Origin of the sequence: Tolypothrix campylonemoides VB511288_2 (assembly GCF_045999855.1) — a bacterium.
GTDB classification, from domain to species: Bacteria; Cyanobacteriota; Cyanobacteriia; order Cyanobacteriales; family Nostocaceae; genus Scytonema; species Scytonema bouteillei_A.
In genome coordinates this window covers 57,276-73,886 of sequence record NZ_JBFPMW010000013.1, presented here as the reverse complement: position 1 = coordinate 73,886, position 16,611 = coordinate 57,276, and the positions used below count along the sequence as shown (strand labels likewise).

The 16,611-nt window shown below is 41.7% G+C and carries 15 protein-coding genes; 9 read left to right on the top strand and 6 right to left on the bottom strand.

The window, feature by feature from the left end; genetic code table 11:
- Positions 1-6 precede the first annotated feature (6 nt).
- Positions 7-792 carry a peptidylprolyl isomerase gene (locus tag AB0756_RS30610; protein ID WP_038090355.1) on the top strand — a complete coding sequence of 262 codons (786 nt, stop codon included), beginning with the start codon at positions 7-9 and terminating at the stop codon, positions 790-792.
- 252 nt (positions 793-1,044) lie between these two features.
- Here AB0756_RS30610 and AB0756_RS30605 read toward each other — a convergent pair whose 3' ends face one another.
- The 4 genes from AB0756_RS30605 to AB0756_RS30590 form a co-directional block, all read right to left on the bottom strand.
- A complete protein-coding gene (locus AB0756_RS30605; protein WP_038090353.1) occupies positions 1,045-1,248 on the bottom strand; it encodes a hypothetical protein in 204 nt (67 codons plus the stop codon).
- 408 nt (positions 1,249-1,656) lie between these two features.
- Complete coding sequence (locus AB0756_RS30600; RefSeq protein ID WP_038090351.1) at positions 1,657-1,872, bottom strand: hypothetical protein; 216 nt, start codon at positions 1,870-1,872, stop codon at positions 1,657-1,659.
- A 765-nt stretch (positions 1,873-2,637) separates the two neighbouring features.
- Positions 2,638-4,053 carry a M16 family metallopeptidase gene (locus tag AB0756_RS30595; RefSeq protein ID WP_408019974.1) on the bottom strand — a complete coding sequence of 472 codons (1,416 nt, stop codon included), beginning with the start codon at positions 4,051-4,053 and terminating at the stop codon, positions 2,638-2,640.
- Positions 4,054-4,188: 135 nt separating this feature from the next.
- Complete coding sequence (locus tag AB0756_RS30590) at positions 4,189-5,712, bottom strand: M16 family metallopeptidase (protein ID WP_408019975.1); 1,524 nt, start codon at positions 5,710-5,712, stop codon at positions 4,189-4,191.
- 210 nt (positions 5,713-5,922) lie between these two features.
- Here AB0756_RS30590 and AB0756_RS30585 point away from each other — a divergent pair, with 210 nt between their 5' ends.
- Positions 5,923-6,537 (top strand): TetR/AcrR family transcriptional regulator, encoded by a 615-nt coding sequence (locus AB0756_RS30585; RefSeq protein WP_038090347.1) that lies wholly within the window; start codon positions 5,923-5,925, stop codon positions 6,535-6,537.
- A gap of 52 nt (positions 6,538-6,589) precedes the next feature.
- Here the strand turns inward: AB0756_RS30585 and AB0756_RS30580 are convergent, their stop codons facing one another.
- On the bottom strand, positions 6,590-7,036 hold the full coding sequence (locus tag AB0756_RS30580) for a DUF4332 domain-containing protein (RefSeq protein WP_038090345.1): 447 nt from the start codon (positions 7,034-7,036) through the stop codon (positions 6,590-6,592).
- A gap of 171 nt (positions 7,037-7,207) precedes the next feature.
- The gene (locus AB0756_RS30575; protein ID WP_063779577.1) at positions 7,208-8,380 is read right to left on the bottom strand and encodes a pentapeptide repeat-containing protein; all 1,173 of its coding nucleotides are present in this window, start codon (positions 8,378-8,380) and stop codon (positions 7,208-7,210) included.
- Positions 8,381-9,043: 663 nt separating this feature from the next.
- Between AB0756_RS30575 and ffh the strand changes: the two genes are divergently transcribed.
- The 7 genes from ffh to AB0756_RS30540 all read left to right on the top strand — a co-directional run bounded on the left by ffh (position 9,044) and on the right by AB0756_RS30540 (position 16,601).
- A complete protein-coding gene (ffh, locus tag AB0756_RS30570) occupies positions 9,044-10,507 on the top strand; it encodes a signal recognition particle protein (protein WP_038090344.1) in 1,464 nt (487 codons plus the stop codon).
- Positions 10,508-10,718: 211 nt separating this feature from the next.
- Positions 10,719-10,979, top strand: a complete 261-nt coding sequence (rpsP, locus tag AB0756_RS30565) for a 30S ribosomal protein S16 (protein ID WP_038090343.1) — start codon at positions 10,719-10,721, stop codon at positions 10,977-10,979.
- Positions 10,942-11,376, top strand: a complete 435-nt coding sequence (locus AB0756_RS30560) for a KH domain-containing protein (RefSeq protein WP_050046780.1) — start codon at positions 10,942-10,944, stop codon at positions 11,374-11,376. Before rpsP ends, AB0756_RS30560 begins: the two co-directional genes overlap by 38 nt.
- Before the next feature lie 307 nt (positions 11,377-11,683).
- Positions 11,684-11,860 carry a 30S ribosomal protein S21 gene (gene rpsU / locus AB0756_RS30555; protein WP_017748565.1) on the top strand — a complete coding sequence of 59 codons (177 nt, stop codon included), beginning with the start codon at positions 11,684-11,686 and terminating at the stop codon, positions 11,858-11,860.
- Between the two features lie 308 nt (positions 11,861-12,168).
- The gene (locus AB0756_RS30550) at positions 12,169-13,128 is read left to right on the top strand and encodes a PhoH family protein (RefSeq protein ID WP_038090333.1); all 960 of its coding nucleotides are present in this window, start codon (positions 12,169-12,171) and stop codon (positions 13,126-13,128) included.
- 950 nt (positions 13,129-14,078) lie between these two features.
- Positions 14,079-14,630: a hypothetical protein gene (locus AB0756_RS30545; protein WP_050046779.1), complete on the top strand. Its 552-nt coding sequence runs from the start codon at positions 14,079-14,081 to the stop codon at positions 14,628-14,630.
- 99 nt (positions 14,631-14,729) lie between these two features.
- Positions 14,730-16,601, top strand: coding sequence for a ShlB/FhaC/HecB family hemolysin secretion/activation protein (locus tag AB0756_RS30540; protein ID WP_050046778.1), 1,872 nt, complete (start codon positions 14,730-14,732; stop codon positions 16,599-16,601).
- The last annotated feature ends 10 nt before the right edge of the window (positions 16,602-16,611 follow it).

Below are 16,611 nucleotides of genomic sequence, written 5' to 3'. Positions count from 1 at the left end.
TGAATCATGTTAAGTTGTTTGAATATCTCCCTTAATGATATCCTTTTTCAGTTGAAAGTTTCCTATCAAATGCCAGGATTAATAGAAGCGATCGCCGCTCGTAAAATTATTATGAATTCTGCTCGAGAAGCAGGTATTCAAGTCGATATAACCTCACTACAACAAGCAGCAGATAGCTTGCGATTAGCCAACAATTTGCTGAAAGCAGAAGATACCTGGGCGTGGCTGCAAAAACATCATCTTACTTTAGAGGAATTTGAACAATTAGCAGAAACAAATCTGTTGTCTGCACAATTAGCTAACCATTTATTTGCAGACAAAGTTGAACCCTTCTTTTACGAACATCAACTGGATTACTTGGCTGCTGTTACCTATGAAGTTGTCTTAGACGATGAAGATGTAGCCTGTGAGCTTTTTTATGCTCTTATAGAGCGCGAAATCAGTTTCCAAGAAGTAGCCCGTAAATATATCAAAAATCCCGAACTACGTCGTGCTGGTGGATATCGCGGTGTACGATATCGTACTAACTTTCCAGCGGAAATCGCTGCTCTTGTCTTTGCTGCAAATCCCCCACAATTACTCAAACCCATAGTAACTTCTCAAGGTGTTCATCTCTTGAGTGTTGAGGAAATTATTCAACCGGAATTAAATCAGCAACTGCATTTTAAGATTATGACTGATTTGTTTTCTGCATGGTTAAAGGAACAAATTGCGGAAATAGAAATTGTCACGCAGTTTGAACCAGATTCTTCTTATTCTCAAACCGTCCCAGAACTTTTAAAACTTGCTTAAAAGTAGTTTATAAAATTCAATATGTATTTACTATGGTGCGTTAGCAGAAGCTGAACGCACCATTGTCTCACTTTGCTTGATTTACCTCTCCCTCTAAAAATACCGATTTTTGTAAAATAGGTAGTGAACCTTACGCTTTATGGTAATTTTTTAACGGAAAGGAAACTATTTGATTATTCCATCAGCTTCAGATACGCTCGTTCAAAAACCCGGTTTCTTTTATAAGAAACCGGGGTTTTAAATTTTACTTCTTTATTTTGAGGACTGATTTGTAACGATGAGGTAAATCAAGTAAGCTGCAAATGCTTTTAATAATGTGGTAGCAAATATCTGAAAAGCATTACCACCAAATACAGCTACACACTCGTTTTCAGAAAGATCGTTTAGAAAAGTATCAGAACCAGATAAAACCCGGTCATTAGCACTGGATAAATCAGAAATTGTAATTTTAGCCATTATTGTTGTTAAATGAATGATTAAATCTCTGTACTACTCCTGTTCCACTAGAAGATTACCTATTGAAATGAACTGTAGTCGAAGTCAAGGAGATGAAGAAAGAAGAAAAGAAAATTTGTAATCTCGTAGCGGTCAGGGGGTACTTTATATTGTTGAAGAAATTTATAGGAAGAAGAATGACGTGCATTTTTTCACAAGAGCTGACTGTATGGATTCAAAATCCCAAGCCTATAAGTTGTTTGTTTTAGGTTGGAGCTAGAATCCCCAACCTAAAACCAAACTTCTTCCTTCTTTCTTCATTTAATCAAAAGGTCAGTTATACTATTTGTATATACAATTGCTATTTTTAAGACATGAATTAGCAAAAAGACAAAGTAGTATAACATTCCCGATTGTTGGTAATTTGAATTATTTAACCAACTGGTAAATAGCTAAAATGCCTGTTCCTTTTAAGAAAGTATTTTGCAGGATTTTAGCTATTTCTACTACAAAGCCACCGTAGCCCAATACAAAAGAAGTGAGTGCATCAAAACCACCATTCACACAAGTAGTTTCTGCTTCTGCTACTTCATTAATAAAAGATTCAGAGTTTACTGTCAAGTCTGAAATTGTAATTCTAGACATAATGTATTACTTCCCTAAGATGTATTGTTGTTTTGCTTAAGCACTTGGTTGCTTAACCGTTGTATATATATTGAGCGATTTCAATTGTGAATTCAAGGTTTAAAAATTAGATTTTTGGACATAAATCCAGGCAAAAATATCTGGCATTTCTTTCTAAAATACAGCGGATTTCAACTTGGTGAGGTACAAAAATTACCCCCTCTGTCTCCCCCCTAGTAAGGTTACAATGGTGTACAGATTTCTAGAAAAGAGATGAAACATCGTCAAAAGAGAGAATTGGAATGAAGTTCCCCCCTTTTTTAAGGGGGGTTAGGGGGGATCGAAACCGCAATGAATGCACTCTGTAAGACTTCGTACACTACCTTAGCTTGGTAAGGGGGATGAAAGGGTGTACTTGATTCAGATGCAAAGCGCTGTAAGTTTTTTTAGCAAATTGAATAGAAATATAACTATTTTTATCTACTAATGCTAATTCATCTATTGACTCAGCTATTCCTTTTTTTTAGGGGTTCATAGAAACGATCTATACTGTAAGCTTCGATCCTCTTGGCTAATTCTTTTAAGACAAAAATCCAGGATATTTTGTTCGTAAAACTTATTTCTGTAAAATACTCCCTTCATCCATTTATAGATGGGGTAACAATTAAAAAGTCCCTCTCCGAGTGGGAGAGGGACTGGAGATGAAGATTTTTTCATGCCAAGCATGAAATTTTTCGATCGAGGTGAGTTTGGATCAAAGTTGCCGAAAATCTAACTATTAATTGACTAATTGACAGCGGCTTGAGGTCTTGGCGAACCGGGAATAGTAACATCTATCGGTGTCACCTCTGCTGATAGCTGTGTCAAAGGTGGGTTAATAGCTGTTTGATTGCCTACTACTAACGTGACCATATTTTCAGGCTTAAGATACTGCTTCGCAACTCGGAGAACATCAGCAGCTGTCGTTGCAGCTACCGCTTTTTGATAGCGGAAGAGGAAATCAGACGGATAGCCGTAATACTCATATCGCATGAGGCGTGACAGTGTTTGAGCGGGGTCTTCAAAATTGAAGACAAAAGAATTAAGAGTAGATTCTTTCGCAAAAGACAATTCTTGTGGTGTCACCTGTTCTACTTGCAAACGCTTGATTTGTGCTTGAACGGCTTTCACAAATTGTACCGTAGCATTAGAACGGGTTTGTCCGCCTGCAATAAACATTCCAGGGTAATCGTATCGGGGACTCCAAGAACCATACACCGAATAAGCTAAACCCTGACGGGAACGCACTTCATTAAACAAGCGCCCGCCAAACCCAGTTAACACCCCGTTTAACACATCCAACGCTGGATAATCGGGATTGCTCAAAAGCCCTCCTAGGTGTCCGATCAAGATATTACTCTGAGTCAATTGGGGCTGGTTGACAAAAAAGACACCACCTTTTTTTGCTTGGGACACGGGAGGTAATTGGGGTTTACTGATTTTGGGGTTAGCTTTCCAATCGCCTAGCTTTGCTTGAATGAGCGATCGCATTTTTTGCGAGTCAAAATCCCCTACAATCCCCAAAATGATATTATTCGGGTAAAAAGATTGCTGGTAAAACTGAACTAAATCCTCACGCGAGATATTATTTAACGTCTCATACTCTACCGTGCGAGCATAAGGGCTTTCTTTTCCGTAGATCAATTTTTGAAATTCTCGATTGGCAATGTCATCCGGATCGTCATTGCGGCGGGAAATAGAACCCCGTACTTGAGTTTTTGCCAAGTCTAACTTGTCTTGAGCAAATGCTGGTTCCCGCAGAACTTCCGCAAACAACCCAAAAACCGTATCTACATCTTCCGTCAGTGCTTCAAAGCCAGCACTCCCAGAAGCTTCACCGATACCCGTTTCTACGGAAGCTGCTCGTTGTTCTAACAATTGGTTGAGCTCATCTGGAGAATGTTTCAAAGTTCCCCCAGAACGCATGACTGTACCGGTTAACTGAGCCAAACCAACTTTATCTCCTGGTTCAAAGCGATCGCCTGTACGTATCATTGCCGAACCACTCACCAACGGCAATTCGTGATTTTCCATCAAATACACGACCATACCGTTATTCAGCACATACCGTTCGTACTTTGGCAATTTTACCTCAGGGAGCTTTGGAAATTGCAATTCTGTATAGTGCTTAGCTGCCGTCGCCGCTTCTGTAAGATTCAGCATTCCAAAACACAGCAACGGAACAAGGGCAAAACAAACCAGCAACGAGTTCAACAACCTTTTCACCCTCAATCTTTTATGAACGTACCTCTTCATTTTTTTCTACTCCTTTTCAGCGTCCCTCGCATCTAGTTAGGTTCATCCCTTTGACCCTTGTTTCGACAACAGCTTACCAATAGTACGATTTTCTGGTGAAAATGTTGCTTTTGCCACTCGCTGAATATCAGCAGTTGTTACCGCTTCAATTGCGTCTAATTGCTTAAACAAATTCCGCCAAGAACCAGTTTTCACTTCATACTCCAACAACTGCTGCGCCATTCCCATATTAGAATCCAATGTACGCAATAAACCTGCCCTAGCTTGTGTTTTCACGCGCTCTAGCTCCGTCGCTGAAACAGGTTCCGTTTTCAACCTATCTATTTCCTTTCGCAAAGCCACTGCCACTTCATCAACCGTATGACCGGGAGCCGTGAGAGTATAAAATAACATCAAATTAGGATATTTATCTCCTGGAAATCCGCTAAATCCCTGTGCGGCTAGTGCCAATCGTTGTTTTTCTACCAAGGACTTATACAACCGTGAAGTTCGCCCATCACTTAGCAAACTACCTATAATCTCATATACGGCTTGGTCGGGATGAGTGATTGCCGGACGGTGGTAACCTTCTAAGTACCAAGGTTGCGACGGGAATTCTAAAGTTACTTCTCTTGTTTGTGTCTGCTTTGGTTCTGTTGGAAGTTTGGTAATAAATTTTGGTTTTGCTTTAAAGCGTCCAAAGTAGATTTCTGCCAGTCTTTTGACTTCAGTTGGATTGACATCACCAACAACAGCAATTGTCAAGTTACTCGGGACATAATGTGTGTCAAAAAACTTTTGCACGTCATCGGTTGACAAATTGCGGATATCTTCGTCATAACCAATAACCGGACGCCTGTAAGGATGGACTTTGAAAGCAGCATCAACAAACTTTTCAATCATCATTCCAATTGGGGAATTTTCCACCCGCAGCCGTCGTTCTTCTAGGATGACATCTTTTTCTTTAAAAAACTCGCGCCGAAGAACGGGGTCGAGAAATCTTTCGGATTCGAGGGACATCCACAGTTCTAATTTGTTGGAAGGAAAACTGTAAAAATAACGGGTTGCTTCTGTAGATGTATTGGCGTTTAAGCCTACACCGCCTGCTTGTTCTACAATTCGCCCGAGTTCGTTTTGTTCTACAACCTTGGCAGCTTGAGCTTCTACTTTCTCAAATTCAGTTTGTAACCTAGCCGCTTCATCCTGTTTTCCAGCAGCTTTTGCTGTTTTGATTTGTGCTGCTATTTGATCCAAGCTATCTAGTAATGGTTTTTCTACTTTGTAGTTTTCCGTACCAATAAGTGTTGTTCCTTTAAATGCCAAATGTTCTAGAAAGTGGGCTACACCTGTTTTTCCATTAGGTTCATCTACTCCACCTACATCAGCATAAGTTAAAAAGGAAACAACAGGTGCTTGATGGCGTTCTAGAACAATGAACTTCATACCATTGTTCAGGCGGAACTCTGTTAACTGCTTAATAACGCGATTTAAATACGGTTGAATCGAAGTTTGAGTGGTTTTGGGGGTTTGTGTTCTTGCGACAGCAACTCCAGGTAGCAAACCCCACCAAAGAAGTACTACCACCATTACTGTGGCAAAATATTTTTTTACTTCCCTTTGGTATAAGCAACTAAGCCTGTTCATAAGCAACAATAAAATCAAAGATCTATTACAACAAAATATAGACGGCTTTGCCAACAGTCTTCTTAATCTTGTATTAAGCTTTCTCCAGTTGTTCTACTTCACGTTAGACAATAATGCTACAAATCCTGTTCCGGATATATCACTATAACTGCTATGCGAGTTTTTAATTCTCCCCCACCCTCAGAAGCGCAAACACGCGATCGCATTCTCAAGGCGGCTAGACGTTTGTTTGCCTCTCAAGGATTTGATGGTACGACCACCCGCGATCTAGCACAAGCAGCTGGTGTTGCAGAAGGTACTCTGTTCCGTCATTTTTCCAATAAAAAGGCGATTTTAGTTGAGGTAGCGACTCAAGGATGGGTAGAAATTCTAACGGACTTGCTGACAGAATTAAGTGAAATGGGCAGTTATAAAGCCGTTGCTCAAGTTATGCGCCGTCGGATGTGGAATATGCAGAAGAATGCCGATCTCATGCGGGTTTGTTTTATGGAGGCACAATTTCATCCCGATTTGCGCGATCGCATTCAGCTAGAAGTCATTACAAAAATGACAGACGTTGCAGAGGCGTTTTTTCAAACGGCTATGGATAAAGGAGTTTATCGGAAAATGGATGCCAACCTCGTTGCTAAAGTTTTCTTAGGGATGTTTGCCGTTGCGGGCTTTTCCAACAATACTTTGATGGAACCTGATGCTTCTCCAAAAGAAATGCAGGAAATGGCAGAAGGACTAGCAGATATTTTTCTCAATGGAGTGTTAATAAAAGATTAAATTTGCTAATGGCTAATGGCTAATGGCTAATAGCTAATGGCTAATAGTCCAATTAGCAATTAGCAATTAGTACTTTTGCTTGATAGCTCCACTGTTGAACTTGCTCGACAGAAGGGCATAAATCCCGACTTTGCATTGTTGCAACTACAAGGCGTAAGATTTGTTTGTGTAGTTTGTGAACGGGAATAGCTGCTAACTGTGTTGCGGAGATTACACCAGCATGGAGTAATAACCCGCAATATTGTGTTCCCACACTGGGGATGCGGGCTAAATCGGCTAAAGCTACCCATTTATGAATGTACTGAACGTGAATTTGTAATTTGTTTGCTAGCGCTAATTTAGTTGCTGGATTTTTTCCATGTTTAATCAATGCGGCTGTAGTCGTAATACCGCAATTCTCCAGTTGAGATTGTTCTTCTTGGCTCAGTCCGGGTAGTTGCGCGAGCGGCCAATCGCAGGATGAAATAGTACCTACTCTTGTTTTTTGCTTTAGGGTCATTTTGAATTCAAAACTCTGTTCTTTATTCTGGCAAATAATACACCGCTCGGCGATCGATAACTTTTTTCAGGAATTCAATGAAGTCAAAACAGGCCCTATTAACTTAAAGCGTGTTGGGAACAGTCCTGTGTCCAACAATAAAACGCTAACGTTAATGAGGATGTCAGAAGACTACACCGAGCTGCTTGCAGGCGGTGTATGTAGTTCACTACCTTGAGAACTGTTCCTGCTCAAGTCCATCTTGCGATCGCTTTCTTGCACCTCAAGTCCCCACAGAAGACGCCATTCTGATTCTAGCTGTGTTGAGCGATCGACTTTGATACAACTGAGTTTGGCACCGAGTAAATTGGCTCCCCTAAGGTCAGCCCCTTCTAAATTCGCCCCTTCTAAATTTGCCTCCTCTAAATTGGCGTTCCTCAAGTCAGCGTTCTTCAAATTTGCACTACTGAGGTTAGAGTTCCTTAAATCAGAACCAACAAGGATAGCGTCCTTGAGCTTGGCTTCACTAAGATTGGTATCCCGAAGAATTGCGCTTTGAAGGTTTGCACCCCTAAGTTTGGTACTGCTCATATAAGCACCACTAAGATTGACGCCTAACAGTTTGGCATTGCTGAGATTTCCGCTCCAAAAGTAGACACCCGTGAGATTAGCGTTACTGAGATTGGCTGCCTTTAAGTCAGCATTGCTGAGGTTGGCGTTACTGAGATTGGCTGCCTTTAAGTTAGCATTGCTGAGGTTGGCGTTACTGAGATTGGCTTCCTTTAAGTTAGCATTGCTGAGATTGGCATTAACTAGCCGAACACTGCTGAGGTTTGCTTTCTGAAGGTGAGCACCACTGAGATTTGCACCAATTAATTGAGCATCACTGAGATTGCTATTACACAAGTTGGCGTTACTGAGATCGGCATAATTGAGGCTAGATCCACTTAGATAAGCACAACCAAGGTCGATACCGGGTAATTGAGCATTATTTAAGCTCGCAAGGATTAAATTAACAGGAGTAGCGTCTTGACTTTGAGATGTTAACGCCATAATTTCTTGAAGAGAATTAAGGTGACTGTCCTGTTCTTGTTCTGTACTCTCTTTGTTACCTGAATCTTGAGCTTGGAATACTGTCAAACCCTCTTGCAAGCCTTGGATAAATTTCTTTTGTGTGCTTTTTATAAAGAATAAAGCACACAAGCATAAATATAAACTAACAACTAATATTGATGGATGTCCTTGTGTAATTATTAGCATGACTGTAGAGACAAAACCGAATAAAATCAATTGCTTGATTAACACGCTCGCTCCAGCTTTAGCTTCTTGGTCTGAACTAGCCTGTTCTCGATCGGTATTAGCCATGCTTACTTCTTTCCTCACCTTTCTTAAATTTATAGAAAAAATTAGCTAGAGATCCCAGAACATAGTTTTGGTTCTTTTAGCAGTCTTTAATTAATTTTGTGTCGGTTCAAAAACCGCACTTTTATGCCAAATAATAGAATCAACTTGTTTCCTGTAGATTCAGTAAGATTTATCAGCAACCTGAAATTATAAATGACACCTGAGTAATTGCAAAGCTTTTTTTAATCTTCCTAAATCAGCCGAATTTACCAAATTGGTAGATACAACACTATCCCCGATCTTACTACAATTAAGTATAACTATAGTTTTGATTTGAATTTTTCAGCAAACACTTTAAATAGAGCTTTTTTTAGCAGTAGTAATTAAATATATTTTTACTCCTACTTAAGCTACTCGATTATTTTAAGACTTAATACGAGTAGGCGGCAACTTGATTCATGGAATTTTGTCATATATTTTTATTTTTTTGCTAAAAATTCATTTTATTTGTCGAAGCCGATGAAAACTCAGTTTTAAGTATAAAATATTACTTTACAAGAAAAAGCTTTCTAAAATTCCTTTCTATATATGCTCGTATTGCTACAGTCTCAGTAAAAAACAACTAAGCTGAATATATATTGCGTTTAAACTTTGCTGGATAACTACCTGGAAACTCACTGAATTATGTTTGAAGCACTAGCTGACCGTTTAGAAGCTGCCTGGAAGAAAGTCCGGGGTCAGGACAAAATCTCCCAATCTAACATCCAAGAGGCTTTAAAGGAAGTACGTCGCGCCCTGTTGGAAGCAGATGTCAATCTCCAGGTAGTTAAAGATTTTATTACCGAAGTTGAAACCAAAGCGCAGGGGGCTGAGGTCATTGCTGGGGTACGACCCGATCAACAGTTCATCAAAATAGTTCATGATGAGCTAGTAAAAGTGATGGGAGAAGAAAACGTACCGCTCGCACAAGCCGATCGCGCTCCAACAATTGTGCTGATGGCTGGGTTGCAGGGTACTGGTAAAACGACTGCCACTGCCAAGCTAGCGTTACATTTACGTAAATTGGAGCGCAGTTGTTTGATGGTAGCAACAGATATCTACCGTCCGGCGGCTATTGACCAGTTAGTCACATTAGGCAAACAAATTGAAGTCCCTGTCTTTGAGATGGGAATCGATGCCAATCCAGTAGAAATTGCGCGACAGGGTGTAGAACGCGCTAAAGCAGAAGGTGTTGATACAGTTATTATTGATACTGCGGGTCGATTGCAAATAGATGAAGACATGATGGCGGAATTAGCCCGAATTAAAGAGGTTGTTCGGCCCCATGAAACGCTGTTGGTTGTGGATGCCATGACCGGACAAGAAGCAGCAAATCTTACCCGTACATTCCACCAACAAATAGGTATTACTGGTGCAATTTTAACCAAGATGGATGGTGATAGCCGTGGTGGGGCAGCACTTTCTGTACGGCAAATTTCCGGTTCGCCAATTAAGTTTGTAGGTGTTGGGGAAAAAGTTGAAGCGCTCCAACCGTTCTATCCCGATCGCATGGCTTCGCGCATTTTAGGTATGGGCGATGTCCTTACCTTAGTAGAAAAAGCACAAGAAGAAATTGACCTAGCCGATGCTGAGAAGATGCAGGAGAAAATCCTGTCAGCAAAGTTTGATTTTACCGACTTTCTCAAGCAGATGCGCCTGCTGAAGAATATGGGTTCTCTGGGCGGTCTTCTCAAACTGATACCGGGAATGAACAAGATTTCTGACGACCAACTTCGTCAAGGAGAAACCCAACTCAAGCGTTGCGAAGCGATGATCAATTCTATGACAGCCGAAGAGCGTCGCGATCCCGATTTGTTAGCCAGTTCCCCCAGCCGTCGCAAGCGCATTGCCAAAGGTTCTGGTTATAAAGAGACCGATGTGAGCAAGTTGGTTGGTGACTTCCAAAAAATGCGTAATCTCATGCAGCAGATGGGACAAGGGCGTTTCCCAGGAGGAATGCCAGGAATGTTTGGTGGAGGTGGTATGGGCGATCCCTATGCAGCCAGTAACCGCCCAGCCGCTCCAGGTTGGCGCGGTTACACTGGTGGAGCCAGCCCCAAAAAGAAACCTAAAAAGGACAAAAAAAAGAAAGGGTTTGGGACACTTTAGCTAATGGCTGATGGCTGATGGCTATTAGCTATTAGCCATTAGCTATTAACCATTAGCCCTCATTTTGTGATAAGATTAGCTTTTTAGCAAGAAACGTTCAGCACCCTATCTTTGGGAGACCCTTGCGCCTATAGTGAGGTCTGTACAATACCGCTTGCCTAGGAATAAACTACAAAATGATTGCTAGAAACAGGAGAACGATTTCTAAACCATGATTAAACTGCGCTTGAAGCGATACGGTAAAAAGCGGGAAGCGAGTTACCGCATAATCGCAATTCAAAGCCTCGCTCGCCGCGATGGTCGTCCCCTAGAAGAACTGGGATTCTATAACCCCAGAACAGATGAAGTAAAATTGGACGTTCCCGGCATCGTCAAGCGGCTACAACAAGGCGCTCAACCAACAGATACAGTGCGTCGCATCCTGCAAAAAGCCAATGTCTTTGAACAGGTCAGTGCAAAAGCTACATCATAACAACATTGCACAGAAATCCCCAGCGACCAGTCCAGACTACGTTGGACTGGTACGGTTTCTCATGCAACCATTTTTGGATTCTCCCGAATCTTTAAGCGTCGATTGTGAACTGACTCAAACGCACAAACGTGCTTGGATTCGCATTGCCTTTGATGGCACAGATAAAGGAAAAGTGTTTGGTCGGGGCGGACGAAATATTCAAGCAATTCGCACGGTGATTGCCGCAGCCGCTCAAGCAGCTGGACAATCAGTCTACCTTGATATCTACGGCAGTACTGCTGGTGGACGAGAGGGTTTATCTTTTGAAGATGAAAGTGAAGAGCGATTGCCACCGCCAAAACCCAGAGAAAGACGCGGAAACGGACCCAGACCTATTGTAAAAACCCGCTTCCGATAGGTTTAAGGTAAAGCACGAGGAAGTCAAGAAAAGTATGAATTATGAAGTATGAATTATGAAGTATGAATTATGAATTATGAAGTGAAAGTAACCAAATTCATCCTTTATTCTTCATTCTTTATCTTTCATCGCATGACGAATTCTCCGTATTTGCGTTATAAATGCAAAACACGTATTGCTGTAAAAATTCTTCTCTTGAATTGAGAAGGTAATTATCTTCCATCACGGGAGTAAGCGCAATACTGCTTACCGTAGGTGGGGGTTCTACAAGGGTCTGATAATCTCTCTAAGGAGGTGAAACTAGGGAGTGGCTGAAGTCCGTTTGGGTGAAAATGAGTCCATTGACTCAGCATTAAGGCGTTTTAAAAAGAAAATTCAAAAAGCCGGGATCTTATCCGAAGTCAAGCGTCGTGAAAGATACGAAAAACCCAGCTTGCGCCGAAAGCGCAAAGCAGAAGTTGCACGTAAAGGTGGTCGCTACTAAGTCAGCGACCGATGACCGGCGATTCGGTGACCGATGACCAGTGCTCATTCGCTGGTTATCGGTAGACTAGTACACGAAGGCAGAAGTACGATGACAGAAGGCAGAAGGCAAAAAAGCTTTAACTGTAAGCTTTTTCTCTGTCACTAATGGTTGCTTTATTTACGCCGAACTGTACTAGTTACTGGGTATTACAGAGCGATCGAGAACTGATATTGTCAAAGCTAAGGTTTGAAAGCTGTTTTTATTCAAACCTCAACGAAGTAGAGAAGCGACTGTTCGTGTCTCTACTTTCTCTCTATTGATGACTAATGACTAATAACTTAACAATTCAACTACCGAATATACCAAGTGCGATCGCACTGGCTGGCGAAGGAGAAAATAATCTCAAAGTACTTGCCCGACAAACAGGTGCAACTTTAGTACTGCGGGGGCAAGAACTTTATATTTCCGGAACAGAAAAGCAAATTGACTTAGCCAGTCGATTAGTGCGATCGCTTGAAGACCTTTGGAGCCATGGCAATAATATTACCAGTACGGATATATCAACAGCCTGTGATGCCCTCAATACGCATCGAGAGGATGAACTACTAGACTTACAGCGACATGTCATTGCTAGGACGCGCAAAGGCGAAGAAGTACGAGCTAAAACTTTGCGACAACGGCAGTATGTTCATGCACTCAGCAAGAACGATCTCATCTTTTGCACGGGTCCTGCAGGCACTGGTAAAACATTTCTAGCAGTTGTTGTTGCCGTACAAGCACTCCTTGCCAATCAATTTGAAAAACTTATCTTAACTCGTCCTGCTGTAGAAGCAGGTGAAAGACTTGGTTTTTTACCTGGGGATTTACAGCAAAAAGTCAATCCCTATTTGCGCCCGCTTTACGACGCTATCAATGAATTTATCGATCCAGAAAAAGTCCCATCTTTAATGGAAAGAGGCGTAATTGAAGTTGCTCCCCTGGCTTATATGCGGGGGCGTACACTCAACAACGCTTTTGTCATAGTGGATGAAGCCCAAAACACAACACCATCTCAAATGAAAATGGTTTTGACTCGTTTGGGTTTCAATTCTCGTATGGTTGTGACAGGCGATATTACACAAACGGATCTTCCGCCCAACCAACAATCAGGCTTAACACTGGCAACACGTATTTTAGAACATGTCAAAGGCATTGCTTTTTGCAAATTCTCCCAAAAAGATGTGGTGCGCCATCCTCTTGTTCAGGAAATTGTTGCCGCCTACGAGCGTTATGAAGATAATCATTAGATAGTAGTTAGTGGTTAGTTGTTGGCTAACCACTGACTTTTTAGCAAAGTCCCAAAAGTACGCGGAAAATCTCTCTGTTAGAAGAGCACGAGGATTAACGTATAATCAACTATATAAATGTTTGGAAAGTAACAAAACTATTACTTAAATTAGCTTGACAGAATATTAAATTTCTGTGTATGATAAGTGCTAAGTTACACACATACATAAATACCTTTCCTGTAGTTAGGTATAAAAAACCATACTTTTGGTATAAAAATTGTGTCGAACAATCATTAACACATTAGATCTGCACTCATTGATTAACGTGAGTTCGATGACGTCAAAACAGAACTCACCCCAAACCCCTCTGTTTATAGGATAGGGGCTTCAGATTCTGATGATAATGTCGCTCATCTCTCTCTTTATAGGAGCTGCGGCAATACTTGTCGGTTAAGCCGTTTTTTCCTCCCCTGCACCCCCTGCAACCCCTGCACAAAGGTGCTTGTCTGTAGCGACAATCTTCTCAGCCCTTGCAGTATTGGGAGCTACGGTGGTGTACAGATCTCTAGAAAAGAGATGAAACACCCGGATAACAGGGAAAGTTGATTCCAATTCCCCCCTTTTTTAAGGGGGGTTAGGGGGGATCGAGACCGCTTTTAATGCACTTTTTGAAGAAGGCAGCAATGCTATCGGGCAGAGGGCAGCTATGTACACTTACGCCCGTGGATTCAAACCTCAACCAATGGGGCGCACCGCAAGTGACGGTGGGGTTTTAGACCCTTGAACATTCGCTCACTCTCTGAGGGCGGAGCCAGTATTCCCTTCTGCCTCCAGCAAAGCTGCCCTCTGCCTTTCTTGATAAAACTTGTGTACACCACCGTAGCTTTGTAGGAGATGGGGGTACTGTCCACCCTGCTGTTCTCCATTCCCTGTTCCCTTTTATTCACATTACTTTAAAGGATTTTGCAATGAAAACTCGTAGGGCTTTGGCATTTTTATTATTTACCATATGTGCTTTGTTAGCTTTCTGCATTCCTGAAGCTCTGATTTCACAACAGGCAAACGCTAAAGTGACAAATGATTTGAGTTGTCGGGGCGCAGTTACTGGTACATACGTAACAACAGTGACAGATGCAAACGGCAATTTTGCTTCTCGTGCAGTCTTTACCTTGGCTGATGATGGTAATCTGTTCAACATTGACTCTCGTGTAGATGGAGGCGGTTTGTTCAATCCCTTTACCAATGCTCAAGGTAGGTGGAAATGTGTTGACAAGAATGAAATTGCTGGTAAGGCAGTCAACTGGGTTTTGCGATCCGATCCAGAAAGATCCAGAACTGAAGAAACTAACCGCCAAGGTCTTCTAGAATACAAAAACGTCAAAATTGATGGCGACAAGATTGAAGGGCTTTTTGAGCTGAACTTCTACAACATCAAAGCGAATACATTAGATGGTAGTGCTGTTCCAGACAGGTTTGTAGGAACTTTCTTCTTCAAAGGACAGCGGATTTCTGTCGATTAACTTTCAACGTGTTTGCCTTGAAGTTTCCCCTGATTTGGATGTTATTTTTGGAACCCTGCTGGGAATCCTGTATGTACATGGAACAGAGCAGTAGCAAAGATGACATCACAAATCAAACTAATAAAATATTATATTCTAACCGCTTGTACGGGTTTATCATACCTGAGCGTCAATTCTATTGTGTTAGCTGAAAAACCTTATAGTAAGAGTACGGATGTACATTACGATAATTGCAATGAATGCAGTTTGGAAAGAACAGAGATTTTACCTAATACAAAATTTAATATTCAAAATCTTAAATGGCAAAGGTTGCGTTCAGCTTTAAAAGCGCATACCCAGACTTCTAGGCGACAAGTAAATACAGGTTTAAATCTTACGCCTTTGGGTTCAAAGTTGCAACTATTACCGGATAATCTATCAAGTTCCGAGCCCACATTAACAACACAGGTAACACCTTCAGTAACGCCAACGGAATCTGCAACTGCTGTAGAGACAACTGTTAGTATCAAAGCGGTTCAAGTTTTAGGCAGTACAGTATTTTCTCAAGTTGAATTGGATAAAGTCGTACAACCTTTTATCGGTCAACAGGCTCGATTTGAACAACTGTTGGCCATTCGGACTGCAGTTACAGATTTTTACACCAGTAAAGGATACACAACTTCTGGGGCTTTTTTACCACCGCAAGATATTTCCAAGGGAGTGGTTAGCATTCAAGTGGTAGAAGGCGAACTAGAAAAGATAGAGATTCAAGGATTGAGACGATTGAGGCAAAATTATGTCCGCGATCGCATTCGTCTTGCTAGTGGTACACCTATCAACCTCCGTCGATTGGAAACTGCATTGCAGTTATTGCAGCTTGATCCTCTGTTTACCTCAGTTAAAGCAGAACTAAAAGCTGGTACAACCTCTGGACGTAGTGTTTTATCTGTGACTTTGAAAGAAGCAAGACCTTTGAGAGGCGGATTCACAATTGAAAATCGCGATTCTCCTAGTATTGGTTCGTTAAGGGGAAGCAGTACATTTAGCTATCAAAACTTGCTAGGATTAGGCGATCGCCTAACAGCAGATGTTGGTTATACAGCAGGTAGCAATAGTTACGATATTGGTTATGCTATTCCCCTCAATGCTCGCGATGGGACTCTCAACCTGCGATATGCTGATAGCAACAGCCGCATTATTGAAGAACCTTTCTCACCTTTAGATATCCTGGGTCGAACCAAGACTTTTTCCATCGGCTTTCGTCAGCCAATAGTTCGCAGCCAAAGTAGTGAATTTGCCCTCAGCCTCTCAGCAGATTTACGGCAAAGCCGCACCTTCTTGCTCGATGATATTCCCTATTCTTTCTCTACCGGTCCAGAGAATGGTAGATCGAAGGTCACGGTTCTGCGGTTTAGCCAAGACTGGATTAACCGTACTCCCAAACGGGTATTAGCAGCTCGTTCTCAATTTAGTTGGGGAATTGATGCTTTTGACGCAACAGTTAATAACACGGGAGTGGATGGGCGTTTTTGGAGTTGGATGGGACAGTTTCAATGGGTGCAAAGTTTGGGAAAAGATTTCATTGGGCTCGCACGTATTGCTACGCAACTTACACCTGACTCATTGTTACCTTTAGAACAATTTAGTATTGGCGGTGTGGATACAGTCAGGGGTTATCGACAAAACCAATTCGTTGCAGATAATGGCATTACAGGTTCTTTAGAAATCCGCTTTCCAATAGTGAAAGACCCTGGTGGTTTTGGGACAATACAAATTGCCCCATTTTTTGATTTTGGTAAAGTCTGGAATAATAAAGGCGCAGCGGTAGATAATAGATTTTTTGCAAGTACGGGGCTGAGCTTGCGCTGGCAGTATAGCGGTGCTTTTTCTGCTCGCCTAGACTGGGGAATTCCACTCACTTCTCTCGACCGACAAGGAAATTCTTTACAAGACAATGGCATATATTTCTCTTTGATCTACCAGCCATTTTAAAGTTAGCGGC